The sequence below is a fragment of the Paenibacillus sp. SER-28 genome (assembly GCF_052906305.1).
In genome coordinates this window covers 60,468-82,193 of the sequence record NZ_JBRECM010000001.1, presented here as the reverse complement: position 1 = coordinate 82,193, position 21,726 = coordinate 60,468, and the positions used below count along the sequence as shown (strand labels likewise).

Here is a 21,726-nt window from a genome sequence, read left to right as displayed (position 1 = left end):
TTCATTGTACAATTATGGTAAAGATTAGTATACGAGAGGAGGATAAAAATGTCCTTAACCGATCACCCGAATCATACATCTGATGTAACCTTGCTCCGAAAAGCACATGATGATCTATGGCATTCCTTACAGCACATTCCAAGCGATGAAGCACTCAAGCTACTTCACAGCTTTGCAACCCAGGTAGCGTTCTATCACGAGAAAAAGGACAAGGAGGCGGACTGTAAAAACTACTTCCGAACTCCCTTGCCCTATATAGCGATAGCCGTTGGTATTTCACTGCCAACCGCCATGTGGCTTCTGATATTGTTCTTACCCTAATGCTTATGGCAAAAAAGGCCTCCCCCACGGGAAGGACCTTTTTGGTATCGAATCTTCTTTATATCGCTCTGGCATGGATCACAAAACGGTGCTGCTTCACGTCCCAGTACCCATCACGTTGGATATCCAAATACAGACCATACAGCTGTTCTATATATTTCTCTGGCTGAAAGTCTGCAATCTGCCATTCAATGGCTTTTAAATAGTAGACAAGTGCTCCAATATCGTAAAACCGCTGTATTGGAAACTGCTCCTGCTGCTCTACAATTTCGAAGCCATTGCTTTTCAAACCTGCAAGTGCTTGAGAAAGGGTCCAGTCCGCATACTCGTATTCAGGTGCTCCCAAACGGTCGTTGATACCCGCACAATCCAGGCCCCCTACCTGTTGAGTCAAAAACGTCCCACCTGGGCGCAAAATACGTCGTACCTCCGTTGGCGAAAATGACTCATGCTTGTTCAGCACAAGATCGAACCCGGCATCGCCAAACGGAAGGGAATCGTCATCATGTATAGCCATCACGCGCACACCCAGCGGCTCCAATCTTGCCTTGGCGATAGGAACGTTCGGTGCATATGCCTCTGTCGCACAAACGATCTCTGGAAAAGGACGTAACCGCGACAATAGCTCTCCCCCGCCTGTTCCCATATCCAGCATCGCTTTGGAGGAATGGATCAATGCCAAAGCCTTGCTGGCATAAGACCAGTCCAAAGGCTCGCTCGCCACTCGTCCTGTATCCAAAATGAATGAAAAATCCCATCCGGAAAATGGCTGCCTATGATGCTCCAACAACTGTAGAAATTCACGATCTTCTGTATATTTCATATTATTTTGCTCCTCCACTATTGGACTGGACATAATTGAACTCTTCTCTCTGTATGTTCTACGTTGTATCTCTCTGTGCCTTTATTATGTCAGCCCTAATGTGGAGGAGCTCTTACCCGTCGATAAGGTTGTTATATGTCGTGTCCGAACCATCCCATGTTCATCTACCTCCGTCCATATGCTATCCAAACCAGATACTGTCCTTCGTAAGAGCTTAAGGAACTGTCGGTAATGCCTTCGCAAGCTCCGGTGTCATATCTTTCGGAGTTAATAAGTAATAGCCTGTGTGGGCATCTGAACTGTATAAAGGCTTAATCTTAACTTGAAACATATAAGTGCCTTTCTCTATATTTGGAGTAAGGTTATAAGGTCTGCGCTTTTCCAGTACAGTACTCCAAAGCTTCTGATCTGTAATAGTTGTTGCTTTGTGTTTCTGTTGAATACTTCTAAATAGTTTATAGTCTTCAATATACTGATTGGGTTGGTAAGGCTCAAGCTCTTCAGTAATAATAGGAACAGCCCGTATTGAAAAAATATCCTTAGAATCAATGATGACCTTATCCGCATATCCCTTTTGTTCTAACCATTCTGTAAGCTTGTGATAGGAAGCCGGCCAATTAAATGAAAGTTCACGGTTCCATTTCGGTTCATTGGTAAAAGATGACTCTTTATTTGTAACAGAAACACTCCCCAAGGGATATCGATCTGATTGCATTTCGCTATAACTCATATTTAAAACTTCTTCTTTGAGTACAGCTTCAAATTCATGAATCTCTTTGGGTTCGCTCAAAACCACTCGTCGTTCATTGTCATCTACTGATTGGATATTGATCGTTTCTGCTCTCCCTTGCAGCTTATCCAGCTGGTATCTTACCGTTTTATAAGGCTCTGCTTCCATCACTTTAGTTAGTTCTGTCCGGAAAGGCTTCTCCGGGAATGTATAGCGGCGAGTCATGGTGGAACCATCATCCAAACGGTAGACTATGACTGCCGATTCAACCGCCAGGTTTTTGGACAACGTTTTCTCACCAGCTGCATGTGCACGTACGAGTTCACGATGTAAATTCAGCACAGAGGCGATGTAAGCCCTGTCTTGGGAGTAATAAGCTTCTGTTTGTGCATCTCCCCCTAGAGGCTCCTCTTGCCCGACATAAACCTTTTCTACGGAGTGAGCTGTTGGAATCCGCCCCTCATAACCCAACCAACCTGAAATCGGGATATATAGTACCAGCCCCATGATCACACCGTAAACAACCATTTCCACCAAAGCACGAACACGCACAATTTGCCATGTCTTGCGGATGACCATCTCTACAACGATGTAGCCTAAAATAGCTCCAAGTGTATAGCCAAAAATCGACCAATTTACTCCTCTTGTACCTGGATTATAAAAATAATCACCTAGTACTAGCATGGCGCATAGTATAACCCCTGCCTTGAACAAAGGCTGTAAGAAAGGAAATGCTATGGCCTGAGTCGCCTTTTCGACCAAGCGTTTACGATACAAACCATAACTCAAGGCGACAAACAGCAGAGAGATACCTAAATAGGCAAGTAGCTCTATGTAGGAAAAGGCGCGCTGCGGCAAGTTCTCCACAATGCGTACAAACGGCGATAAGTTTTCCCAAACATTATTATTACTACGAAACTCCGAACCGTTAATATATTGGACAACGGTTTCTCGTACCCGCACATAACCGTATAAATTACGTTCCAGAAAACGCCCCATCATCATGAATAGAAACTGAGGCAATAGCAGCAAAACATACACTACTACGGCCTGTAGCAACGATTGTCCCACACAAGTCCCTACAAACACGGTAAAGGTAAACAGGAAAATCGTAAGGACGGATACGACCAGAGCCCACGATCCAATATCATTGATATGGAAAATATAAGGCAGTTCGATTGACGTGTTAACCCAAGCAGTTACTCCCGCAGTCAGCCACACAGGTACAAGTAAAAGAATAAGACCGCTAATGAAATGTGCCGTTAATAGATGCTCTCTACGCAAAGGTAGGCTATGATACAAATCGGATGGCCCCTGTCGCTGAACAAAACGAAGCAGCATCACGCCTGCCAGCACCGGTACGGTCATTAAAATCAATTTTTGCAATTCATTACCCGAGTTTGTGCTATCGAACAAGCTTTTTAAAACCACTTGCGGTTGTTCATAACCAATGCTCACAAACAATGGCAGCGGTACTGTAAACAGCAATCCCGCCAAGTACAATAGACCGATCCAGCCATGCTGTGTCAAGCATTGGCGAATTACGCCGCCGCTACAGAAGAATCGGTTGGATGTCATAACCTGCGTCCTCCATTTCATAAATGAAAATTTCCTCAAGCGTCAGCGGCAACAAATCGAATACATGCGGCTCATACGCTTCAATTGTCTCTGCAATCCGCTCTCGCTCACCCCGGATAATAAGCAGCAGAACACTGCCCCTCCGCTCCTTATGTACGACCGAAAGTTGGCCACAGACAGCTTCCTCATGCATGCTGTCCCGAAAAGCAACCTGCACCTTATGCGTATCAGATTTGAGGTCGTCGACCTCTTTTTCCAACAGCATCCGTCCTTGGTGCATAATGCCCACATGATCACACATGTCTTCAATCTCACGCAAATTATGAGATGAAATTACGACGGTCATCTCACGTGCAGCGGTTTCTTGGAACAAGAGATTTTTGATCATTCTGCGCATCACGGGGTCCAGACCATCAATGGGTTCATCCAAAACCAGCAGCTCAGGCATACAGCTCAAGGCAAGCAAAAAAGCGGCTTGACGCTTCATCCCTTTGGAAAATCGGTGAAGTTTGCGCTTCGGGTCCAGCTTAAAAATACCTGTAAGCTGTGTGTAGCGTTCTTCACTCCAACTTGGATAAATAGAGCGGTAAAACCGGGCCATCTGACGAATTGTCGCTTGTGGGAAGAAATAGGGGGCATCCGGCAAAAATAGAATGTGCTGCTTGACTTCAGGCTGCTCATATACCGGCTGTCCACCGATTAACACCTTGCCAGCATCGGGTCGGTAAATCCCGGCAATAATTTTGAGCAAGGTCGTTTTCCCAGCTCCGTTCGAGCCCAGCAGTCCAAAAATGGAGCCCTTCTTTACCGTAAGGGCTAGCTGATCAACAGCTTTTTCTTCTGTAAATGTCTTTGTGACTTCCCTTAATTCAATCAAGGGACATCCCCCTTTCCTTTGTTTGTATAGCTTCCACGTATATGCCGTCCACTTCCTGCTGTGTAAAACCGAAATGGACAGCTTCGATCATTTGTTTTAACAATGCCGCCCGAATCTCATCTCGCTTGATTTGTTGCGGCTGCTGCTGGGTAGGCGTGACAAAGCTGCCTTTGCCTTGAACGGAATAGATATAGCCTTCACGTTCCAGCTCACGATACGCCTTCTGAATCGTATTCGGATTCACCGTAAGTTGAGCGGACAATGCCCGTACAGAAGGCAATTGCTCATCCGGCTGAAGCGATCCGTACACGATCATTTCCTTTACCCTGTCCATAAGCTGTTCGTAGATCGGCTTGCGGCTGCGGATATCCAGCTCGAACATGGACTTCCTCCTTCCAACACTGGCTCAATTTCAATTTATATAGCTTCAACTGTTCTAACTGTACTATTAACGATAGTACAGTTAGAACAGTTTGTCAATCTTTTCTTTGGGTATTCCTTACAAAAATAGCCGTGATGCATCATGCATCACGGCTATCTCTTTTTTAGCCTTCCTTTGACTCATAAGGTTCATCACGGCTTATATTCGCAAGCGTTGAACCTTCCGGCAGCTTAAGATCCAGCTGGAACCGGAACGTCGCTCCTCTGGCCTCATCGCTATCCACACCAATAGAACCTCCCATCAGCTTGACCAAGTTTTTACAGATGGACAATCCCAGTCCTGTCCCTCCATATTTTCGGTTCAGTGCCGGATGAAGTTGGGAAAAAGGCTGAAACAATAGATGCTGGCGGTCTGCTGGAATACCGATTCCAGTATCCGTTACACTGAACTCAATCAGGCATCTATTTTTACGACGGCTGTAAGCCTTTCTCTCCACAAAGATATTTACACGCCCTCGCTCCGTAAATTTGATCGCATTGCTCACCAAATTCACCAGCACCTGTCGAATACGCACATGATCACCGACCAGCATTCCCGGCATTTCCTGATCCACATGCCATTCCAGCTCAATGCCTTTTTCTATAGCCTGCGTCATGAATAGGTCAGCCACACTGCCGACCACATTATCTAGCACAAAGGGCTCGTGTAGCAAAGACATTTTGCCAGCTTCGATTTTGCTCAAATCCAGTATCTCATTCAATATCTGCATTAAAGCACCGCTGCTGCTGGTAATAATGTCTATATAGCTACGCTGCTCCTCATCCAATTCAGTATCTGCCAGTAACCCTGCCATGCCTATAATGCCGTTCATCGGTGTACGGAGCTCATGACTCATCACAGAGAGAAACTCTGACTTGGCCCGATCGGCGCGTTCGGCAGACTCCTTGGCCCGAATGATCTCCTTTTCATTCGTCCTGTCTACAAAAACCATCACAGCTCCTTTTCGCTCGCCATTATCCATCAAAGGACTGATTCGATAGGAGGCCAGAAAGCTGGACCCGTCTTTTTTCCAAAATACAGCTTCCTCAGCCTGATAAGAGGCTCCGCTTCGAATCGCTTGAAGAATAGAGGACTGTTCGTCTGGAAAATGACTACCAATTTCGTCAGCATGGCGGATCATATCTATGCATGCGCCATTCAGCGGATTAGCCGATCCTACGCCGAACATCTCGATAGCTGCCGGGTTCATAAAGCGGACATGTCCTTCGTTACTTAAACCCACAATTCCTTCGGATACGGCATTCAAAATAAGCGAATGCTCATTACTAAGTTTTTCAATTTGAGCAATGTAGCTTTTGAGAGGGGTAACGTTTTCTATAATCCCGTAGCAGCCTACAATTTCCTCTTGCACGAAAATCGGGATATTCGTCATCTTAATGAATAGACGCTCCCCCTCCTTATGTATGAATTCCGATTCATAGGTTTGCGTCTCACCCTGCTTGGCCAGTTCCATATGACGCTTGATTTTGTCCTGTTCCTCAGAGGAAGCCATGATAAGTATGTCAGCCCCAAGCAGTTCGTCCCTCGTATAACCCGTAAGCTCCACCAAGCTCGGATTCACACTCAAGATATGACCTTCCATATTCACGGCGCATATCCCAAGTGGATTATGCTGAAACAGTGACCTATAACGATTTTCACTTTCGCGCAGACGCTGCTCCATTTCCCGGTGCTCTGTAACATCCTGGATCATACCAACCACTTGAACGGGTTTGCCTGCATGCTCGTCCATTTCAGCTTCCCAGATTGAACGCAGTACCTTTTGTTCCCCATTGGGCAATACAATCCGGTAAAAGGTTTCTTCGGGAACTCCCTTTAATATAATGTTGGTGATAATCTGTTTCATGCGCTCTGTATCTTCTGGATGAACAGCCGCCATGAACGCGTCAATACTTGTTTCAACCGGCTTGACACGATAGCCAAATATGCTGCGAAATTCCTTGGAAAAATGCATAACATCGTTGACCAGGTCCCAGTCCCATGAGCCGAACATCGCCAACTGTTGAGCTTTTGCCAGGTTCTCCTCGCTCTTCTGGCGCTCTGTGATATTTCGTCCGATGGATAGAACTCGCTTGATCCTGCCCTGTTCATCCCGAATAATGCGGTACGATACTTCCAGCCACAAATAGTGCCCATCCTTATGACGAACACGCCGCTTCATAATGCCTGTTTCCTTGAAGAGTCCATGTACACGCATATAATCGGCATCTTCAACATGGTAGAATTGGAGCCGCTTTTTGCCGAGCATTTCCTGCTTTGTATAGCCTAGGAGTTTTTCCACCGAAGGAGAAATATATTGGAGTATGCCGTCCGCCGTGCTATAAGAGATAACATCCGGCGTATTTTCCGTAATCAGCATGTACAAATCCTCATTATCCGAGAGCACCTGCTCCATATCTTTTTTCTCCGTGATATCCATTGCATACGCAATCAAATAAGATTGTTCGGTAGCCTCATCATCAAATATGGTTAATTCCAGCGATAGCCAGACGGATGTTCCCCGTTTATGTTTCAAACGCAGCTCTGTCTTATAGACTTGATCTGTAGCCTTTAGCCAACCTGCGTAAGCCTCCCTTAACCCTTGCTGATCCTGAGCCTCTTTATATAAGAGATGGTAATATCGGATATCTAGTAATTCCTCCTGCTCATATCCGACCATTTTGCAAAAGGCGGGATTGACGTACAGGCACTTCCCCTCCCTCGACAAAATCACGATTCCTGTCGGGGCATGATTATACATATGTTCCAGCAAAGGCAGTCGTCGAGCAGCAGAAAACACAATGAATCTCCTCCTTTGTGGTCCGGCAGTTTTTCTAACTATACCTATTCTAACATGATATGGAATTTTTATAACGGTGAGTCCGCCTCTAGATGAATGCCCTTAAAACATGTATGCACAAAAGATTGCCGATGCAGGTTCATCGGCAATCTTCGAATTATTTTTTTATACCACCCGGCTAATTTATACCACCCGGCTAAGAAAATGACGCAAAAATCGCTCCGCATCGACTTTAAGTGCCACGTCAACCGTAGTCAGTGCTTGAGCTTCGTTCTCATTTTGCACCTCACGGGTGCGGCCAACCTCGGCGGAATCGCCCACCTCAACGGCAATGTGCATTGGACGCGTCTCCACAAAGCTGGAATCTATCGCTAATCCTACAGCCAGTGGATCATGCAAAGCACAGCCTGCAATACCAGGTCTGAAGTTGCGATAAGCTTCCATATAAAAGTCTGTCATATCTGCCATAAACGCACCCAGCTCGGTCCCTTGCTCACGCCATTTGTCCACATCCTGCTGTGGAAGCAGTGTTTGCATCGTGACGTCCAGCCCAACGAGCGTAAGCGGAAAGCCCGCTCCCAGCACATAGGCTGCGGCTTCTGGATCGGTGTAAATATTCGCTTCAGCCGTCGGAGTTACATTCCCTTTCACTGTGACCGCGCCGCCCATGATGATCAGGCGGTCAAGCAATTGGGGTAATTCGGGACAGCGATCCAATGCAATCGCAAGATTGGTCAGCGGTCCCACAGCTACCAGGGTAAGTTTGCCTTCATGGCGTCGAGCCTGTCCGATTATAAAATCAGCGGCATCCCCAGACGCAGCCTGACGGGAAGGTGCTCCTTTCAACTGATTGCCAATACCGTCTTCGCCGTGAATATGCCGGGAATAAGGTTTGAACAGCTCCCGAGTATACGGCTTGTGAGCGCCAGACACGACCGGAGCCTCTACCCCCAGTTTTTCCAGCAGAATCAGTGAGTTACGTGTTGCCTCCTCCACCGAGATATTACCAAAGGTGGTTGTAATACCGAGTAGCTCCAATTCCGGCGAATGGACCGCGTACGCAATAGCAAGCGCGTCGTCAATGCCAGTATCTACATCTAAGATTAACTTTTTGCTCATGATGACCCTCCACAGTAGAACAGCATTCTTTTTTTCATTATACACAATTTCAATGCTTATTCCCTTGGTCATCAAATTCTTTATTCGAAGACGTAAAAAAGGCTACGACAGTTATGCCGTAACCTTCTTTTAATACTTTTCAATCATTCAAGAGCACATGTTCTGACCAAATCCTAAGGCTCGATTCCCCACACCAGCTTATCATTGTGGAACAACGTTGCTTTGTTCCATTCTGCATAAGAGGTTTTGGTTGGATCGAAGGAGTAATCATTGGATTCGTCCAGGTTGGACCAGTCGCTATTGTTCATGCGGATCTGAATATCACCTGTTTGCGCTCCGGCAGCAAGCGTACCGGCAGCAGGACTGAAACCAATTTCAATATAGTTGTCAGTAAAGGTACGCAGCACGTTATCATTACCTACTTGCGCATAGTCTACTGCAGATTGCAGCTCCAGGCTGCCATCTTTCGTGAAATAGTAACGAATTTTCAGCTCACTCAGCTTCACAGGTGTTGTTCCTTTATTTTTCAAGTTAAAGAAAGGCTTGACTGCGTTATTCGCTGGATCAGTGTCCCCGGCCCGGTACATTACAACCAGATCTCCCGCTGGTTCTGTAGGATCTGTAGGGTCTGTTGGATCTGTCGGTGTACCTTTAGGTTCAGCGCTTACCGCTGCGGAATCCTTACTTGTTCCTTTCGCATTCGTAGCACTTACAACATAGAAGTAAGTTGTTCCGTTCGTCAGTCCCTTATCCGTGTACTCTCTTTCCGTTACAAGAGGCGCAACGGCTGTAAAAGGACCTGCTTCGCTAGTGGCGCGTTTGACCGTGTAGCTATCGGCACCAGTAGACGCATTCCAAGTCAGCGTTACTTGAGCATTGCCCACAACAGCCTTTAAGCCTGACGGTACAGCTGGAGCTGTAGGCGCTGGGTCCACACCACCAGTGGAAGGCACGATAGCAGGGTACGCATTTTGTACCAGCATTACAAACTGATCATGGAACCATGCTCCTGAAATAGGTGCATTCGGTAAAGCATCTGTTAATGTGCCATCCTTGGTTGTATAGGTAGGATCACACATACGGTCAAAGCCTTTACCCTCATCGTTCGGAATGAGTGAGCTGGAACCATCGGAATCACCCGGAGGTTTCGCCCATACATAGGCATCAATATGGCCAGCTGGAGCCGTTTGTGGCGGCGTTCCCATACCTGCTCCGCTGTTATTACACCAGTTACCACGGTGCGAGCGTTTGTCAACACGGCCTGAGTTTACATAGGAGTTAATATCACTGCCGACTGCGGAAGTCGGACGGTTAGGTCCTCCCCATCCATTACGGCCTGTATCAATTAACATACCGAGTGAGCTCGGCCAGCCTGCGCTGACAAAATCTCTATGCAATGCCTCTGCGAAATCCGATTCATCGAAATTAGGATTCCATTCGTAGTACTTGGACGATTTGATCGGCTGTCCACCGATATTCAGATTTGGATCAGGCAAATTAGGTTCTGTCAGCGGTGAAGTGTTGGCTGTATTCGTGATAAAGCCATCTACACTGGCCAGACCTTTGCTAGTATCTTTGAAAATGGTTGTAAACAGGGATACCGTTGCTGAACGGTTGTTATCCCAACCTAACCAACCAGAGTGACCGATATCTACGTATTTGTACACGTTAGGAATCTCGTTCAGCTTATTCATTGTGTACTTCACGCCAGCTTCATAAATCCCTGTAGACTTGGCTTGTGCACATTTCGGATCATCCAGATTAGTTACCAGATTTGGCAAACTATCTGGTTCAATGATCGTTACAATACGAATATCCTTATATTTGGGATTAGCAAAAATAGCAGCAATTTTGTCAATATAATCCTTTTTATAGGTTTCCAGACCTGCCTGGGTCAGTGGCAATTCACCATTGGAAGCCAAGGCATGACAATCCCGTCCGGGCAGATCATACACAATAAATTCCGCCGTAATCGGTGTGCTGCCTTTCTTTTGCGCCAATACTTGGTCCAAATGCGCTTCCAGGCCAAGCTTGCCTCCACCGCCGTTAATAGCAGCGATACGATCAAGCCATACGGCTGTTGGGAATGTTTTGACCGTTTGCATTTTTGCTTTCAGATTGGCATCCGTAATTTTGGCAATCGATGTGTCGACACTAGCCGCATAATCAGGGCTAATGTATTTTGTCGCCCCTTGGTAAGGATTGTCCACATGGGATTCTGCATGTATTTTATCCGTAAATCCTGCACCTGGTAGAAAGCTGCTTGCGACGAGTGATAGCGCAAAAGCATACTTCATGCTTTTACGAAGCACTTGCTTTGTTTTCAATTGCTTCACCTATCTTTCCGTGGATTTTGTTGAATCTTCCTATGTCGGCACCTGATTGTTACATGATTAAATGTGAGTTACGCCTACTCTCTCCAAAAAAAGCGGCGTTCATAGTTGTGAAAGGTAAGCGCTTTCTATTTGTTCATGCGCTCACATTTTCCCCTTTTTGTCACCTCCTATGTTAGATTATAGTGAGCTGGAAATCTGCTGTAAATTGAATAAATTAAGGACTACATTATTAATTAGGCATATGAATTGCCACCCTAGTGGTTCATCGCGGCCCCTCTTTTTCTGAAGTCGGTTTCTTCATTTGTTGAACATCCCTGCTATAACAAGCTTTCGGGAGATTTAGGATCGACGGCAAAAGAGCAAATTCATAAAAAGTAAGACCGTATTCTTTAATTTCCGTCAGCCTAAATCGACAATGATAAACTTCAGCACGCCAACTATGCCAAATCGTCATATCTATCGACAGCAAAAAGGTGCTTTCAGGCCATCATGACCATGAAAACACCCTTTTATTGTAGTGAAGTCAATCTCTGCTCTTATTGTTCTACACTTTTTCGCGATCCTTGCCTTTGTCGGATTGCCCTGCATTTTTATTGGCGGCATCCCGATCCAGTTGCATTTCTTCAACCGTCTTCACCTTAAGTCGTGCTGCTCCCTCATAGGGTCGGGTTGGAATCAGATCATCTACAGCCAGACGTTGACGCGCCTCGGCAATCGCTGCTCCATATTGCGGCAACCATGCTTCCTGCGCCACCAGCATCTCATCGACCATCTGCCAAATTTCTTTCGGATTGCACACCGCGCCCACTAGCGGATCCATCATAAACGCTTGCCGCAGCAGCTTATCATCTCCGTGTACAGCCGCTTCAACAGCCAAACGCTGGACGGAAATACTTACATTGCAGACGGCAGCAAGACCAAGCGGTAGGTCTCCTACATGTGGCATGGAGATACCATTCCGATCCACGTATCCAGGCGCTTCAATAATCGCGTCGTCTGGCAAATTGGAAATCACACCGTTATTAACGACATTAAAATGCCCCCGGTATACACGTCCGGTTTCCAGACCTTCGATAATGTATGAACCATGCTCTTCACCGCGATTTTCCGCCTTGTACTCCAATGGGTCTTCTTTCATCCAGTTAGGGAAATCTGTTTCAAACCAATTACGTCCTTCTGTACATACACGCAGATAGCCGCCTGTTTCTCCGTTGATCCAGCTGCCTAGATCAATCCAGTCCATAATTTCATTCGGACGCTTCCGGTACCAAGGCACATATTCACTGAGATGACCATTCGACTCTGTGCTGTAATAGCCAAAACGACGAAGCATGTCGATGCGTACCTTTTCGGTGCGGCTATATTCAGGATGTTTTTCAAAAGCCTCCAGCAGTCCGGCTGTCAGATCCTTGCCTTCATGAGACGCCTGAATGTACCACGTCTGGTGATTGATTCCGGCGCATACAATGTCCACCTCCTGCTTCTCCAGACCATACACCTCGGCAATTTGGTGATGCCCATGCTGGACGCCGTGACATAGACCGATTGTACGCACACCGCTGTATTTATTGCAGGCCCACGTCATCATCGCCATGGGGTTCGAGTAGTTCAGCAGCAATACATCCGGTGCACTTAGCTCGCGGATATCCTTGCAAATCTCCAGCATTTCAGCAATGCCGCGCTGTCCGTACATAATCCCTCCTGCACACAGGGTATCGCCCACGCATTGATCCACGCCATATTTCAGCGGAATATCCACATCGGTTGCAAAGCCCTCCAGCCCGCCTACCCGGATGGTACAAATGACGTATTTGGCATCCTTTAAAGCTATCTTTCGGTCCGTAGAGGACTGTATTTGTATCGATAAACCGTTCTCCCGAATATCCCGTTGGCACAGCTCAGTGACCATATCCAAATTGTGCCGACTGATGTCCGTAAAAGCCACTTCAATATCATTAAATTCCGGCACCGTTAACAGATCTCGTAAAATTCCACGGGTAAAACCGATGCTTCCTGCTCCAATAAACGCTACTTTAAATGACACGGCATTCAACCTCCGGTAATTAGAATGGGTATATACCGTCATTGTAGCAATAGGCCCGTGGAAAGCGTTATCAAAATCATGACCAGTTTCGTATTTAGGTGTCAAAAATCCTAACTTTCGCATCAATAAATGCTGCTTGCCGTTGACGATAGCTGCCTACGCTTCTTTTGTTGCTGTATAATGAATTAAGTCTCTAAATATTGACAAAGGAGCAAGACATGTCAAACCGTAAATGGACATTTATCCTTATCCCCGTCTTTCTGCTATTTGCCTGGCTGCTCTTTCAGTTCACTCTGTCTTCTTTTCAGATTCACCAATTTGCAGAGTTATTGAAGACGGTTTCTCCAAAAGACGGGGTTTCCGATACAAAAGTCGTACTGATATCACAGGAGTTGGATAATTATTACTGGCGGTCAATCGAACAAGGAGCCCGAAAGGAAGCGGAACAGTACGGTATGCGGCTCGATTATATCGGGCCGGACCGCATTAATCCGTCTGAGCAGGTCAAACTGCTGGATAAAGCGATCGCCAGTAAGGCGGATGCAATTCTGGTTCAAGGGATAAATGATCCAGAGTATCGCCGATTAATCGACAAAGCAGCCGGACTTGGCATCCCCGTCATCACGATCGATACGGATGAACCAGACTCCCGTAGACTAGCTTACGTGGGAACGGATAACGAAGGAGCAGGAAAACGGATGGGCGCGCTATTAGCGAAAGCCTCTGGAGAGCGTGGCGACATCGGAGTTATGATCAGTAGCGAGCGTGTCGAGAATCAGCGACTCAGGCTTGCTGGATTTCGTTCCGTGATCGGTCGCTATCCCAAGCTCCGCATTGTGGAGATTCGCTCCTCAAATATTTCACGGCTTCAGGCAGCACAGCAAGCTCAGAACATGCTCACCCGGTATCCGCAGATCCGCTACATGGTCGGATTCAGTGCGCTGGACGGCCTTGGCATTCTGGAAGCCTCCGAGCGGCGCGGCGCGCGGAGTTTGCAGATTTTCGCTTTTGACGATATGGCCGAGACGTTGGAAGCCATCAGAGATTGCAAAATTGAACTGACCATTGTTCAACAGCCAGAGGAAATGGGGGCCAAGGCCATAAAATTGCTGAATGATTATCTAAAGGGGAATGCCCCCCAGGAATTAACATACACCAGGATATATGAGATGCATGCGGACACTCCCGACAACATGTCCGGAGATGACAGACGATGACGATCAGAACGAAGCTGCTTCTGTTCATCCCTCTTCTAGTTGTGTTCGCCAATATCATCGCTTATTTTGTATTTCAAAGCGGAAAGGTCGTACAACAGAGCTACGATGAAATGCTTGGCCGAATTCTCCTCATTGAGCAAACCTCCGAATCGGCGGAGAGCAACCTAAAGCTCCTATATGCCTATCTGCTTAATCCAAGAGGCGATAAGGCTGTGCAGGGTCCGACAGAATACCAATTAATGCAGTTGAAAGCCAGAATTCAGGAAGTCTCCGACTCGACCGACCCTTCTTTCGCCGAGGAGGACTACATGAATCTGTTGGCCACATTTCTTGAACAGAAACAAGCCGCAGTTCTGGATGCAAAGGCACAAGAACCTCAATCGGCTTTTGAACATTATATTGAAGCGGAAAAAACCGTCAGCTATATTCATGAGGAGGGTCAGCAACTGATCGATGCTGAACTGGCTTATTACCGGCCAATCATTGAGAACATCCGGAACAAGAATGAGCGAATGAACGGATGGGGAGTGGCGTTGTTCGGCATGAACGCGCTGATGGGGGTTTTGCTTGCAATCTGGGTCTCGCGCAGCATTACTGGCCCTGTCGGCAGACTTGTCGGACTGGCGAAACGAATCGCCACAGGTGATCTGAATATTAGGCCCCAACCGCGACGGGATGACGAGCTAGGCGTACTGTCGGACGCCATTTCGCAAATGTCCACCGATTTGAGCATCCTTATCGAGAAGGATAAACAGAGCCTGGAAATGCGGCGGCTTGTGAAGGAACTGGAGCTTCTGGCTCTGCAAAATCAAATTAACCCGCACTTTTTATTTAATACCTTAAATGTGCTCTCCAAGCTGGCGATCCTGGAAGGGGCGGAGAAAACCAGCGACCTGATCGTTTCGCTGTCCAATCTGCTACGGTACAGCCTGCAGAAGCTGGACAAACCCGTAACTCTCCAGGAGGAACTGGATCATATCCGCGAATACGTAACCATCCAGCAGGCGCGCTTCAGGGACAGAATTCGCTTTGATCTTCACTTTGACGCTTCCGTACTTCAGCAGCAAATTCCGGCCCTGACGATCCAGCCATTTATTGAAAACGCTTTTCTTCATGGTGTGGAAGATATGGAAAGCGGAGCCATTATCGTATTAACGCTGTCGAGAGCGAACGAAGATGTACAAATTGAAATTTCGGATAACGGAAAGGGCATGACGGAGGAAACCCGACTGTCCGTACTCCGTCTTAAAGGCGAAGCCGAAAGCGGCAGTTCAACAGGACTTGGAATGCAAAATGTGTTTAGGCGGCTGCAGTTGTTCTACGGAAAGGAAGAAGAAATGGTTGAAATCAATAGCAATATCGGACGAGGTACTACCATAACCATACGAATTCCAGTCAAGAAGGAGAGTGAGCGGACTGATGTATCGGTTGTTGATCGCGGATGACGAGGCTTTGGAGAGGGAAGGACTGGAATTGACAGTGGAACGGGCGATGCCGGGGATATTCCGGTTTATTCATGCTGGCAACGGCCGCATGGCGATTGAATGCGCGGAAGAGCACCGTCCCCATATTGCCATTCTGGATATCAATATGCCCGGAATTGACGGGCTTGAAGCGCTTCGTGAATTAAAGGAGCGGCTTTCCGATACCCGATTCGTGCTCGTCACTGCCTATGATTATTTTGCCTATGCCCAGAAGGCGCTCTCTTTGGGCGTAAAAGAATATATTCTGAAGCCGGCGAAGCGAGAACTCATCATCGGCACATTGAAACGACTGATTGAAGAAATTGAGTGCGAGAAGCGGGCACGTACGGAAGAATTGGAGCTTAGGCATAAAATCTCACAGCTGATGCCGCTCGCAGAAAATGAGCTGGCTTTAATGCTTATGGTCGACCAGACAGTGGATTCGAGCGCTTCCCAGCTATCAGAATGGCTGGACTTTCCTCTTGATCAGGGAAGCGCCATCATTGCCGCTTTTGAGGGATATACGGACGAGCAGGATAAAAAGAAAATTTACGATCATTTCCGAAGCTATATAAAAACGCATGGCCCGAATTCCATTGTAAGCTCCTTGATCGACCATCATGTAGCCACTTTTTTATGCAAGCCGCCTGCCACCGGCGAAAACGACTGGCGGCAGCTGGTTAAACACCTTGTTCAGCAGCTCTCCGATCTTGCCCAGCAGCAACTTGGCATTAAGACGGCTATTGGAATCGGCTCGCTGCATAGCGGCGAGGAAGGACTTCGCAAGTCCTATTTCGAAGCCGTTTTTGCCTCCACCCTACGCAAGCGCGATGGAGGTTACTGTCACTTTGACGAACTGAAGTCGTCAGAGGCTGGAAACGCCTCTGTGCTTGCCGTCAAAGCGGAGAATGGAATGCTTCAGCAGACGTACGTCATGTCAGCACTGCAACGGATACGCGAACAGCGGGAAGTTCAAACACTGACTATGCTGGGCAGAGCAAAAATGTATATCGAGGAACGATTCAACGATGAGCTTTCGTTGGAAGAAGTGGCTGATTTCGTCCATTTGAATCCCCACTACTTCAGTAAAATTTTCAAACAGGAATACGGAGAGACGTTCATCGACTTCGTAACCCGGCTACGGATTGATAAAGCTATTTCTCTGATCAAGGAGGGCAACCTTGCTCTTAAGGAAATCAGCTTTGAAGTGGGTTATAAGGACCCGAACTATTTTAGCCGCGTCTTTAAGAAGATAACGGGCGTTCCTCCCACTGAGTTCAAAGGACAAAAATAGTAGTGATTCATCCATGCCGCCCATCGGCATGGATTTTTTTAAGCTTGAATGACAAGGTAATGCTAGGTTTAGCCCCTCCGTCTCCAATTCGGGAAGCGAAGCCAAAATCGTGCATGAAAAGGTGCGTTTATTGAAGACGATAACCGGCCTTTCTTTTATAAGCGCGTGTTATACTTCTCCTCGAAGAACGGAATGAGGTTCTAGGAATCTGGAGGGGAGATGATCATATGGGAGTAATCATTCATAATGAAAGCGCTCAACAGAAAGCGCTTCAATCAGAAAAACCCAATATGCTTTTTGTGACGCTGGTATCCATCGTAGCTGCGCTTGGAGGCATCCTGTTCGGTTTTGATATCGCGGTCGTTTCGGGAGCAGTTGAATTCCTACAGCAGCGTTTTTCGCTGAGCGAATTTCAGGTTGGTTGGGCGGTGTCGAGTCTGATTGTAGGGAGTATCACGGGAGCGGCTCTCTCCGGCTACATGAGTGAAAGGATCGGCAGAAAAAAGGTATTGCTAGCCGCCGGATTTTTATTCGTCGTCGGCTCGATCTGCTCTGCACTTCAAGATACGTTCACCGGGTATGTTATCTTTCGTATGATTGGCGGCGTCGGCATAGGAATCACTTCCACCGTTTGTCCGGTGTACAACGCGGAGATCGCTCCCGCCAAATACCGAGGCCGTTTGGTTGCTTTAAATCAGCTGGCAATTGTAACAGGCATTTTCCTGGTTTATTTTCAGAATTCGTGGATCGTCAGCCTGGGGGATGAAGCTTGGGATGTCTCAACAGCCTGGCGCTGGATGTTCGGAGTGGGAGCCGTTCCGGGACTGATCTTTATGCTCTTGATGCTCTTCATACCCGAAAGCCCGAGATGGCTTATCAAACAGAATCGGCCTTATGAAGCGCTGCCGATTTTGCTGAAAATTCACGGTGAAGAAGCCGCTAAGCAGGAAGTGCTTGATATCAAGGAATCGTTCAAAAATGAGAACGACTCATTGAAACAATTGTTCGCTCCCGGTATTCGGGTCGCTCTCTTTATCGGCGTCATGCTCGCCATTATGCAGCATATTACCGGCATCAATGCCATTTTGTATTACGCGCCGGTTATCTTTAAAGGAATGGGACTCGGTACGGACGCTTCTTTGACCCAGACCATCTGGATCGGGTTGATCAATGTGTTGTTTACCATCGTATCCGTATGGCTGATCGACAAAGCGGGACGAAAAGTTCTGCTGATCATCGGTACCTCGTTGATGACCCTCTGCTTGGTCATTATTGGAGCCGCATTCAAAATGGGTTTGACTACCGGACCGCTCGTACTCATCATGATATTGATCTACGTGGCCTCCTATGCTATATCGCTTGGGCCGATCGTATGGGTCATGATCTCTGAGATCTTTCCGAACCGCATTCGCGGCAAAGCGGTAGCCATCGCTTCGATGGCATTGTGGGCCGGCGATTATCTGGTATCGCAGGCATTCCCTCCTCTGCTGAGCTCAGCCGGACCGTCCAATACCTTCTGGTTGTTCGGAGCCATCTCGTTGTTCGTCGTAGTCTTTATATGGCGCAAGGTTCCCGAAACCAAGGGGAGATCACTTGAACAGATGGAAAATATGTGGCTCGGAAAATGACACTATTTTAGCTCTTAAAAAGCCCCACACGTGTTATAATGCTTGAAATCACCAGCCTCTGAGTTCATACCGACCTAATCGGTAAGGGTTCAGAGGTTTTTTATTATCAGTCCCCTTCCTCCTCCGCATAGTTCCTCACATAGCGCTCCACAGCAGAGCGGTATTCAACAGGCGTCTTGCCTGTGTGCTTTTTGAACAACATATGAAAATACTGCCTGCTGGCCACACCTACATAATCGGCAATTTCTTGAATGGGAATGTCCGTCTGCTGAAGAAGCATACGGGCCTTGTCCATTCGCAGCATCGTTAAATACGCGGTGAGCGTTAGCCCCGTATGTTTTTTGAAAATACGGTGCAAATAACCTGGGTGCAGATTCACGGCTGCCGCCATGTCCTTAACCACAATATCTCGGTCATAGTTCAGATGGAGAAATTCAATGCACCGTTTGATGTACATATCCGTTTGCTGCGTGTTGCTGCGCTCTGCTTCTTCCCGTAGACGTGCAATTCGTACTAGCAATTGCATAAAAAGCAGCTCTGCCATTGCACCCGGCTGTTCTTTTCGTTGGTCCAGCTCCAGCACGAGACTTTTCAGCGCATAATATACCTCTTCCGGGTCCGATAGTACCAGATACGGGAACGGACGTGACATGAGAGTCGTGACCTCCTGCTCCTCCGTTGCGATTTGTCGGATAGACGGCCCTACCCTCACCCCCTCCGTAAAACCAAACTCTACATTTAGCATCCGGCACGGTTGTTCTCCTTCCACCACCAGTCGATGCGGTACACCTGCGTCCAGCATTATAAACTCGCCTTTACGCAGCGTGATGCTTTCTTCCGTGTTCTCTCCCGTTTGGACATCTACCCTGCAAAAGCCGGAAATCATGTACATAATTTCAGTGGAATGATGATCGTGGTAAGACATGGTATAGTCATGCCATTGCTTGTAATAGTAAGCAAAAAAACGGGGAATATAATCCCCGTCACGTAGCCGTGGCTCAAACAGACTTCCGTTCATCCCCGCACCTCCACTAAATAGATAAGGCTAACACGACAACGTATCTGAAATCGTTCTATTTTCACAGTTTAACAGACTGAGCCGTGTACTTCTATTTCACACCATCGGACGATCTAAAATACTTTGGAATACGGCAGGCGACTCCTACCTAAAAGGCAGGCGATTCATCACTTTCTGGACTTAAATACTGAATCAACATCCCCACAAATCGGTTAGCGATTTGTATATCCTCAAGTTCGTTATTCCAATCATCCTTGGACGTCAGACTCATTTTCTGGAGTATACCCATCATAGACGTGAAGATAAAATGAGCAGTCTTCAAGGGTTCCGTGTCGGACTTTAATGATCCATCTTGGAATCCAACTTCCAGAGCATCCATCAGGAAATGTCGTTCCTTTTCCCGGCTAACAAAATTTTTGTACTGTTCTTTGAGTTCTTGATTTGAATCATAAGCTTCGTAATGCAGATCGAATAAAAGAATAAACTTGATGTAATCCGGATGTTGCCAAGCGTAATCAATCCATGCATCAAGCATCGAAGTAAGCATCTTCTTCCCGCTCATTTCAGCTAAAGGTGCCCTTCTAACAAATTCGGTCATGCTCTCAAGGATTTCCATCTGGACCTCAAAGATCAGTTCGTTCATGGACTGAAAGTGCTTATAGAATGTGACCCGACTTACACCAGCCACGTTGCATACATCCTTAATATTCACTTTGAGAAAGCTTTGCTTCATAAAAAGTTCCTTCGCAGCCGCAATGAGTTCTTCCCGATTTTTGTTTTTCAAATTCTGGTGCCAGTTCTCAGTCATTAACAACCATCCGTTTCTCATTTTTCGATTTTTGTAAGGTTAAGAAAAGGGCAGATGCAAGGATAAGCGCACCAAAAATATAAGGAATATGAATGTGTTTGTCAAACAACAAACCTGCTAAAATGGGCCCCAATATATTGCCTAGGCTGGTATACGTCGTATTCAATCCAGCGGCATACCCTTGGCGATCACCAGCCGAGTTCGCGATCATCGTACTTACAGTTGGCCTTAGGAAGGCATTAAAGGCAAAAAACAGAGCCGATATCATTAGCAGATAACCTAAATTGATCTTAATGATCATTAACAGTAAAGCGATGGCTGTCATGATCAAAGAGAGACGTATAAGCTTCATCTCACCAAGTCTCTTGATGAGATAATCAAGTAGCCATATCTGTACAACGATGCCTATAATTGCACCAACCGTAATGATCATTGAGATTTTAGTGGCATCAAAACCATATTTTCGTTCCACAAAAAGAGCATACACTGTTTCGTAATTCATCAAACCTAATGTCATGATCAGAATGAGGAGAAGATAACGAAAATAGGATGTCCGAAATGAATTTAGGATTTGGTTCCGAATAGGCTCCCGGCGGACCCATTGGCTGACGGGTTTTCGTTTTTCCTTGGGTAGTGTCTCTGGCATATACAAGCTAAGCAGCGTAGCAACAAGTCCAAGTCCACAAGCAAAAAAATAGGGCACCCTTATGCCAAACTCCGCGATCATACCACCTAACCCCGGACCAAGCACCATACCCAAATTCATGGAGGCACCCAAGTAGCCCATTCCTTTAGCTCGGGTTTCAGAACTGGTAATATCAGCGACGTAGGCCATATTGGAAGGAACCATTAATCCAATACCTATCCCCCCGATAAATCGGGCAATATATAGAAGGGGCAATGTCGTAGATACAGCAAACATGAGATCCGAAATGACGGTTAAAAACAGACCGGTGATGATCATGGATTTTCGACCCCATCTATCCGAAAGCTGCCCACCTAGGGGTGAAAAGATAAACTGCGCTGCTCCAAAAGCGGCAATAAGATACCCTGCAGCAGCTCCTGCAGCATCAAATTGTTTCAGATATTCAGGCAGAATGGGAATCACCATACCTTGACCCAATAAAGCAATAAACAAATTCAGCATCAGAATGAAAAGTGGAAATGTAGCAGACTTAGGTAAGCTGCTCATGTTTGTAACCCCCTCTAACTATTTACACTATGTAACCCTTTACTATGTGTAAACTAT

16 protein-coding genes are annotated in these 21,726 nt (G+C 46.7%); 5 read left to right on the top strand and 11 right to left on the bottom strand.

The features are described from left to right. Positions 1-48 precede the first annotated feature (48 nt). A complete protein-coding gene (locus ACUYLD_RS00300) occupies positions 49-321 on the top strand; it encodes a hypothetical protein (protein WP_165176592.1) in 273 nt (90 codons plus the stop codon). A 58-nt stretch (positions 322-379) separates the two neighbouring features. Here ACUYLD_RS00300 and ACUYLD_RS00295 read toward each other — a convergent pair whose 3' ends face one another. The 8 genes from ACUYLD_RS00295 to melA all read right to left on the bottom strand — a co-directional run bounded on the left by ACUYLD_RS00295 (position 380) and on the right by melA (position 13,049). Further along, positions 380-1,144, bottom strand: a complete 765-nt coding sequence (locus ACUYLD_RS00295; RefSeq protein ID WP_446674186.1) for a methyltransferase domain-containing protein — start codon at positions 1,142-1,144, stop codon at positions 380-382. Between the two features lie 214 nt (positions 1,145-1,358). Further along, the gene (locus ACUYLD_RS00290) at positions 1,359-3,452 is read right to left on the bottom strand and encodes a DUF6449 domain-containing protein (protein ID WP_446674185.1); all 2,094 of its coding nucleotides are present in this window, start codon (positions 3,450-3,452) and stop codon (positions 1,359-1,361) included. Then, a complete protein-coding gene (locus ACUYLD_RS00285; protein WP_254326609.1) occupies positions 3,427-4,329 on the bottom strand; it encodes an ABC transporter ATP-binding protein in 903 nt (300 codons plus the stop codon). The genes ACUYLD_RS00290 and ACUYLD_RS00285 overlap by 26 nt, the downstream gene beginning before the upstream one ends. Then, complete coding sequence (locus tag ACUYLD_RS00280; RefSeq protein ID WP_446674184.1) at positions 4,322-4,711, bottom strand: GntR family transcriptional regulator; 390 nt, start codon at positions 4,709-4,711, stop codon at positions 4,322-4,324. The genes ACUYLD_RS00285 and ACUYLD_RS00280 overlap by 8 nt, the downstream gene beginning before the upstream one ends. 163 nt (positions 4,712-4,874) lie before the next feature. After that, positions 4,875-7,550: a PAS domain S-box protein gene (locus ACUYLD_RS00275; RefSeq protein ID WP_446674183.1), complete on the bottom strand. Its 2,676-nt coding sequence runs from the start codon at positions 7,548-7,550 to the stop codon at positions 4,875-4,877. A 183-nt stretch (positions 7,551-7,733) separates the two neighbouring features. Then, complete coding sequence (locus tag ACUYLD_RS00270) at positions 7,734-8,669, bottom strand: nucleoside hydrolase (RefSeq protein WP_446674182.1); 936 nt, start codon at positions 8,667-8,669, stop codon at positions 7,734-7,736. Between the two features lie 173 nt (positions 8,670-8,842). Next, entirely contained in the window at positions 8,843-11,005 is a 2,163-nt protein-coding gene (locus tag ACUYLD_RS00265) for a glycoside hydrolase family 6 protein (RefSeq protein WP_446674181.1), read from the bottom strand. A gap of 544 nt (positions 11,006-11,549) precedes the next feature. Further along, complete coding sequence (gene melA, locus ACUYLD_RS00260) at positions 11,550-13,049, bottom strand: alpha-galactosidase (RefSeq protein ID WP_446674180.1); 1,500 nt, start codon at positions 13,047-13,049, stop codon at positions 11,550-11,552. 218 nt (positions 13,050-13,267) lie between these two features. Here melA and ACUYLD_RS00255 point away from each other — a divergent pair, with 218 nt between their 5' ends. The 4 genes from ACUYLD_RS00255 (at position 13,268) to ACUYLD_RS00240 (ending at position 18,651) form a co-directional block, all read left to right on the top strand. Beyond that, a complete protein-coding gene (locus tag ACUYLD_RS00255; protein ID WP_446674179.1) occupies positions 13,268-14,266 on the top strand; it encodes a sugar-binding protein in 999 nt (332 codons plus the stop codon). Next, positions 14,263-15,711: a sensor histidine kinase gene (locus tag ACUYLD_RS00250; protein WP_446674178.1), complete on the top strand. Its 1,449-nt coding sequence runs from the start codon at positions 14,263-14,265 to the stop codon at positions 15,709-15,711. The genes ACUYLD_RS00255 and ACUYLD_RS00250 overlap by 4 nt, the downstream gene beginning before the upstream one ends. Then, a complete protein-coding gene (locus ACUYLD_RS00245) occupies positions 15,686-17,023 on the top strand; it encodes a response regulator transcription factor (RefSeq protein WP_446674559.1) in 1,338 nt (445 codons plus the stop codon). The genes ACUYLD_RS00250 and ACUYLD_RS00245 overlap by 26 nt, the downstream gene beginning before the upstream one ends. A gap of 227 nt (positions 17,024-17,250) precedes the next feature. Then, positions 17,251-18,651, top strand: a complete 1,401-nt coding sequence (locus ACUYLD_RS00240) for a sugar porter family MFS transporter (protein ID WP_446674177.1) — start codon at positions 17,251-17,253, stop codon at positions 18,649-18,651. Between the two features lie 106 nt (positions 18,652-18,757). On the opposite strand, the gene ACUYLD_RS00235 is transcribed toward ACUYLD_RS00240, so the two are convergent. The 3 genes from ACUYLD_RS00235 to ACUYLD_RS00225 all read right to left on the bottom strand — a co-directional run bounded on the left by ACUYLD_RS00235 (position 18,758) and on the right by ACUYLD_RS00225 (position 21,669). Continuing rightward, entirely contained in the window at positions 18,758-19,669 is a 912-nt protein-coding gene (locus ACUYLD_RS00235; protein ID WP_446674176.1) for a helix-turn-helix domain-containing protein, read from the bottom strand. Positions 19,670-19,817: 148 nt separating this feature from the next. Further along, positions 19,818-20,477 (bottom strand): TetR/AcrR family transcriptional regulator, encoded by a 660-nt coding sequence (locus ACUYLD_RS00230; RefSeq protein WP_446674175.1) that lies wholly within the window; start codon positions 20,475-20,477, stop codon positions 19,818-19,820. Beyond that, positions 20,470-21,669: an MFS transporter gene (locus ACUYLD_RS00225; RefSeq protein WP_446674174.1), complete on the bottom strand. Its 1,200-nt coding sequence runs from the start codon at positions 21,667-21,669 to the stop codon at positions 20,470-20,472. The genes ACUYLD_RS00230 and ACUYLD_RS00225 overlap by 8 nt, the downstream gene beginning before the upstream one ends. Positions 21,670-21,726 lie beyond the last annotated feature (57 nt).

Coding starts and splice junctions, on each gene's coding strand:
- ACUYLD_RS00300 (WP_165176592.1), top strand. CDS start 49: ATGTCCTTAACCGATCACCCGAATCATACATCTGATGTAACCTTGCTC.
- ACUYLD_RS00295 (WP_446674186.1), bottom strand. CDS start 1,144: ATGAAATATACAGAAGATCGTGAATTTCTACAGTTGTTGGAGCATCAT.
- ACUYLD_RS00290 (WP_446674185.1), bottom strand. CDS start 3,452: ATGACATCCAACCGATTCTTCTGTAGCGGCGGCGTAATTCGCCAATGC.
- ACUYLD_RS00280 (WP_446674184.1), bottom strand. CDS start 4,711: ATGTTCGAGCTGGATATCCGCAGCCGCAAGCCGATCTACGAACAGCTT.
- ACUYLD_RS00270 (WP_446674182.1), bottom strand. CDS start 8,669: ATGAGCAAAAAGTTAATCTTAGATGTAGATACTGGCATTGACGACGCG.
- ACUYLD_RS00255 (WP_446674179.1), top strand. CDS start 13,268: ATGTCAAACCGTAAATGGACATTTATCCTTATCCCCGTCTTTCTGCTA.
- ACUYLD_RS00250 (WP_446674178.1), top strand. CDS start 14,263: ATGACGATCAGAACGAAGCTGCTTCTGTTCATCCCTCTTCTAGTTGTG.
- ACUYLD_RS00245 (WP_446674559.1), top strand. CDS start 15,686: ATGTATCGGTTGTTGATCGCGGATGACGAGGCTTTGGAGAGGGAAGGA.
- ACUYLD_RS00240 (WP_446674177.1), top strand. CDS start 17,251: ATGGGAGTAATCATTCATAATGAAAGCGCTCAACAGAAAGCGCTTCAA.
- ACUYLD_RS00235 (WP_446674176.1), bottom strand. CDS start 19,669: ATGAACGGAAGTCTGTTTGAGCCACGGCTACGTGACGGGGATTATATT.
- ACUYLD_RS00230 (WP_446674175.1), bottom strand. CDS start 20,477: ATGACTGAGAACTGGCACCAGAATTTGAAAAACAAAAATCGGGAAGAA.
- ACUYLD_RS00225 (WP_446674174.1), bottom strand. CDS start 21,669: ATGAGCAGCTTACCTAAGTCTGCTACATTTCCACTTTTCATTCTGATG.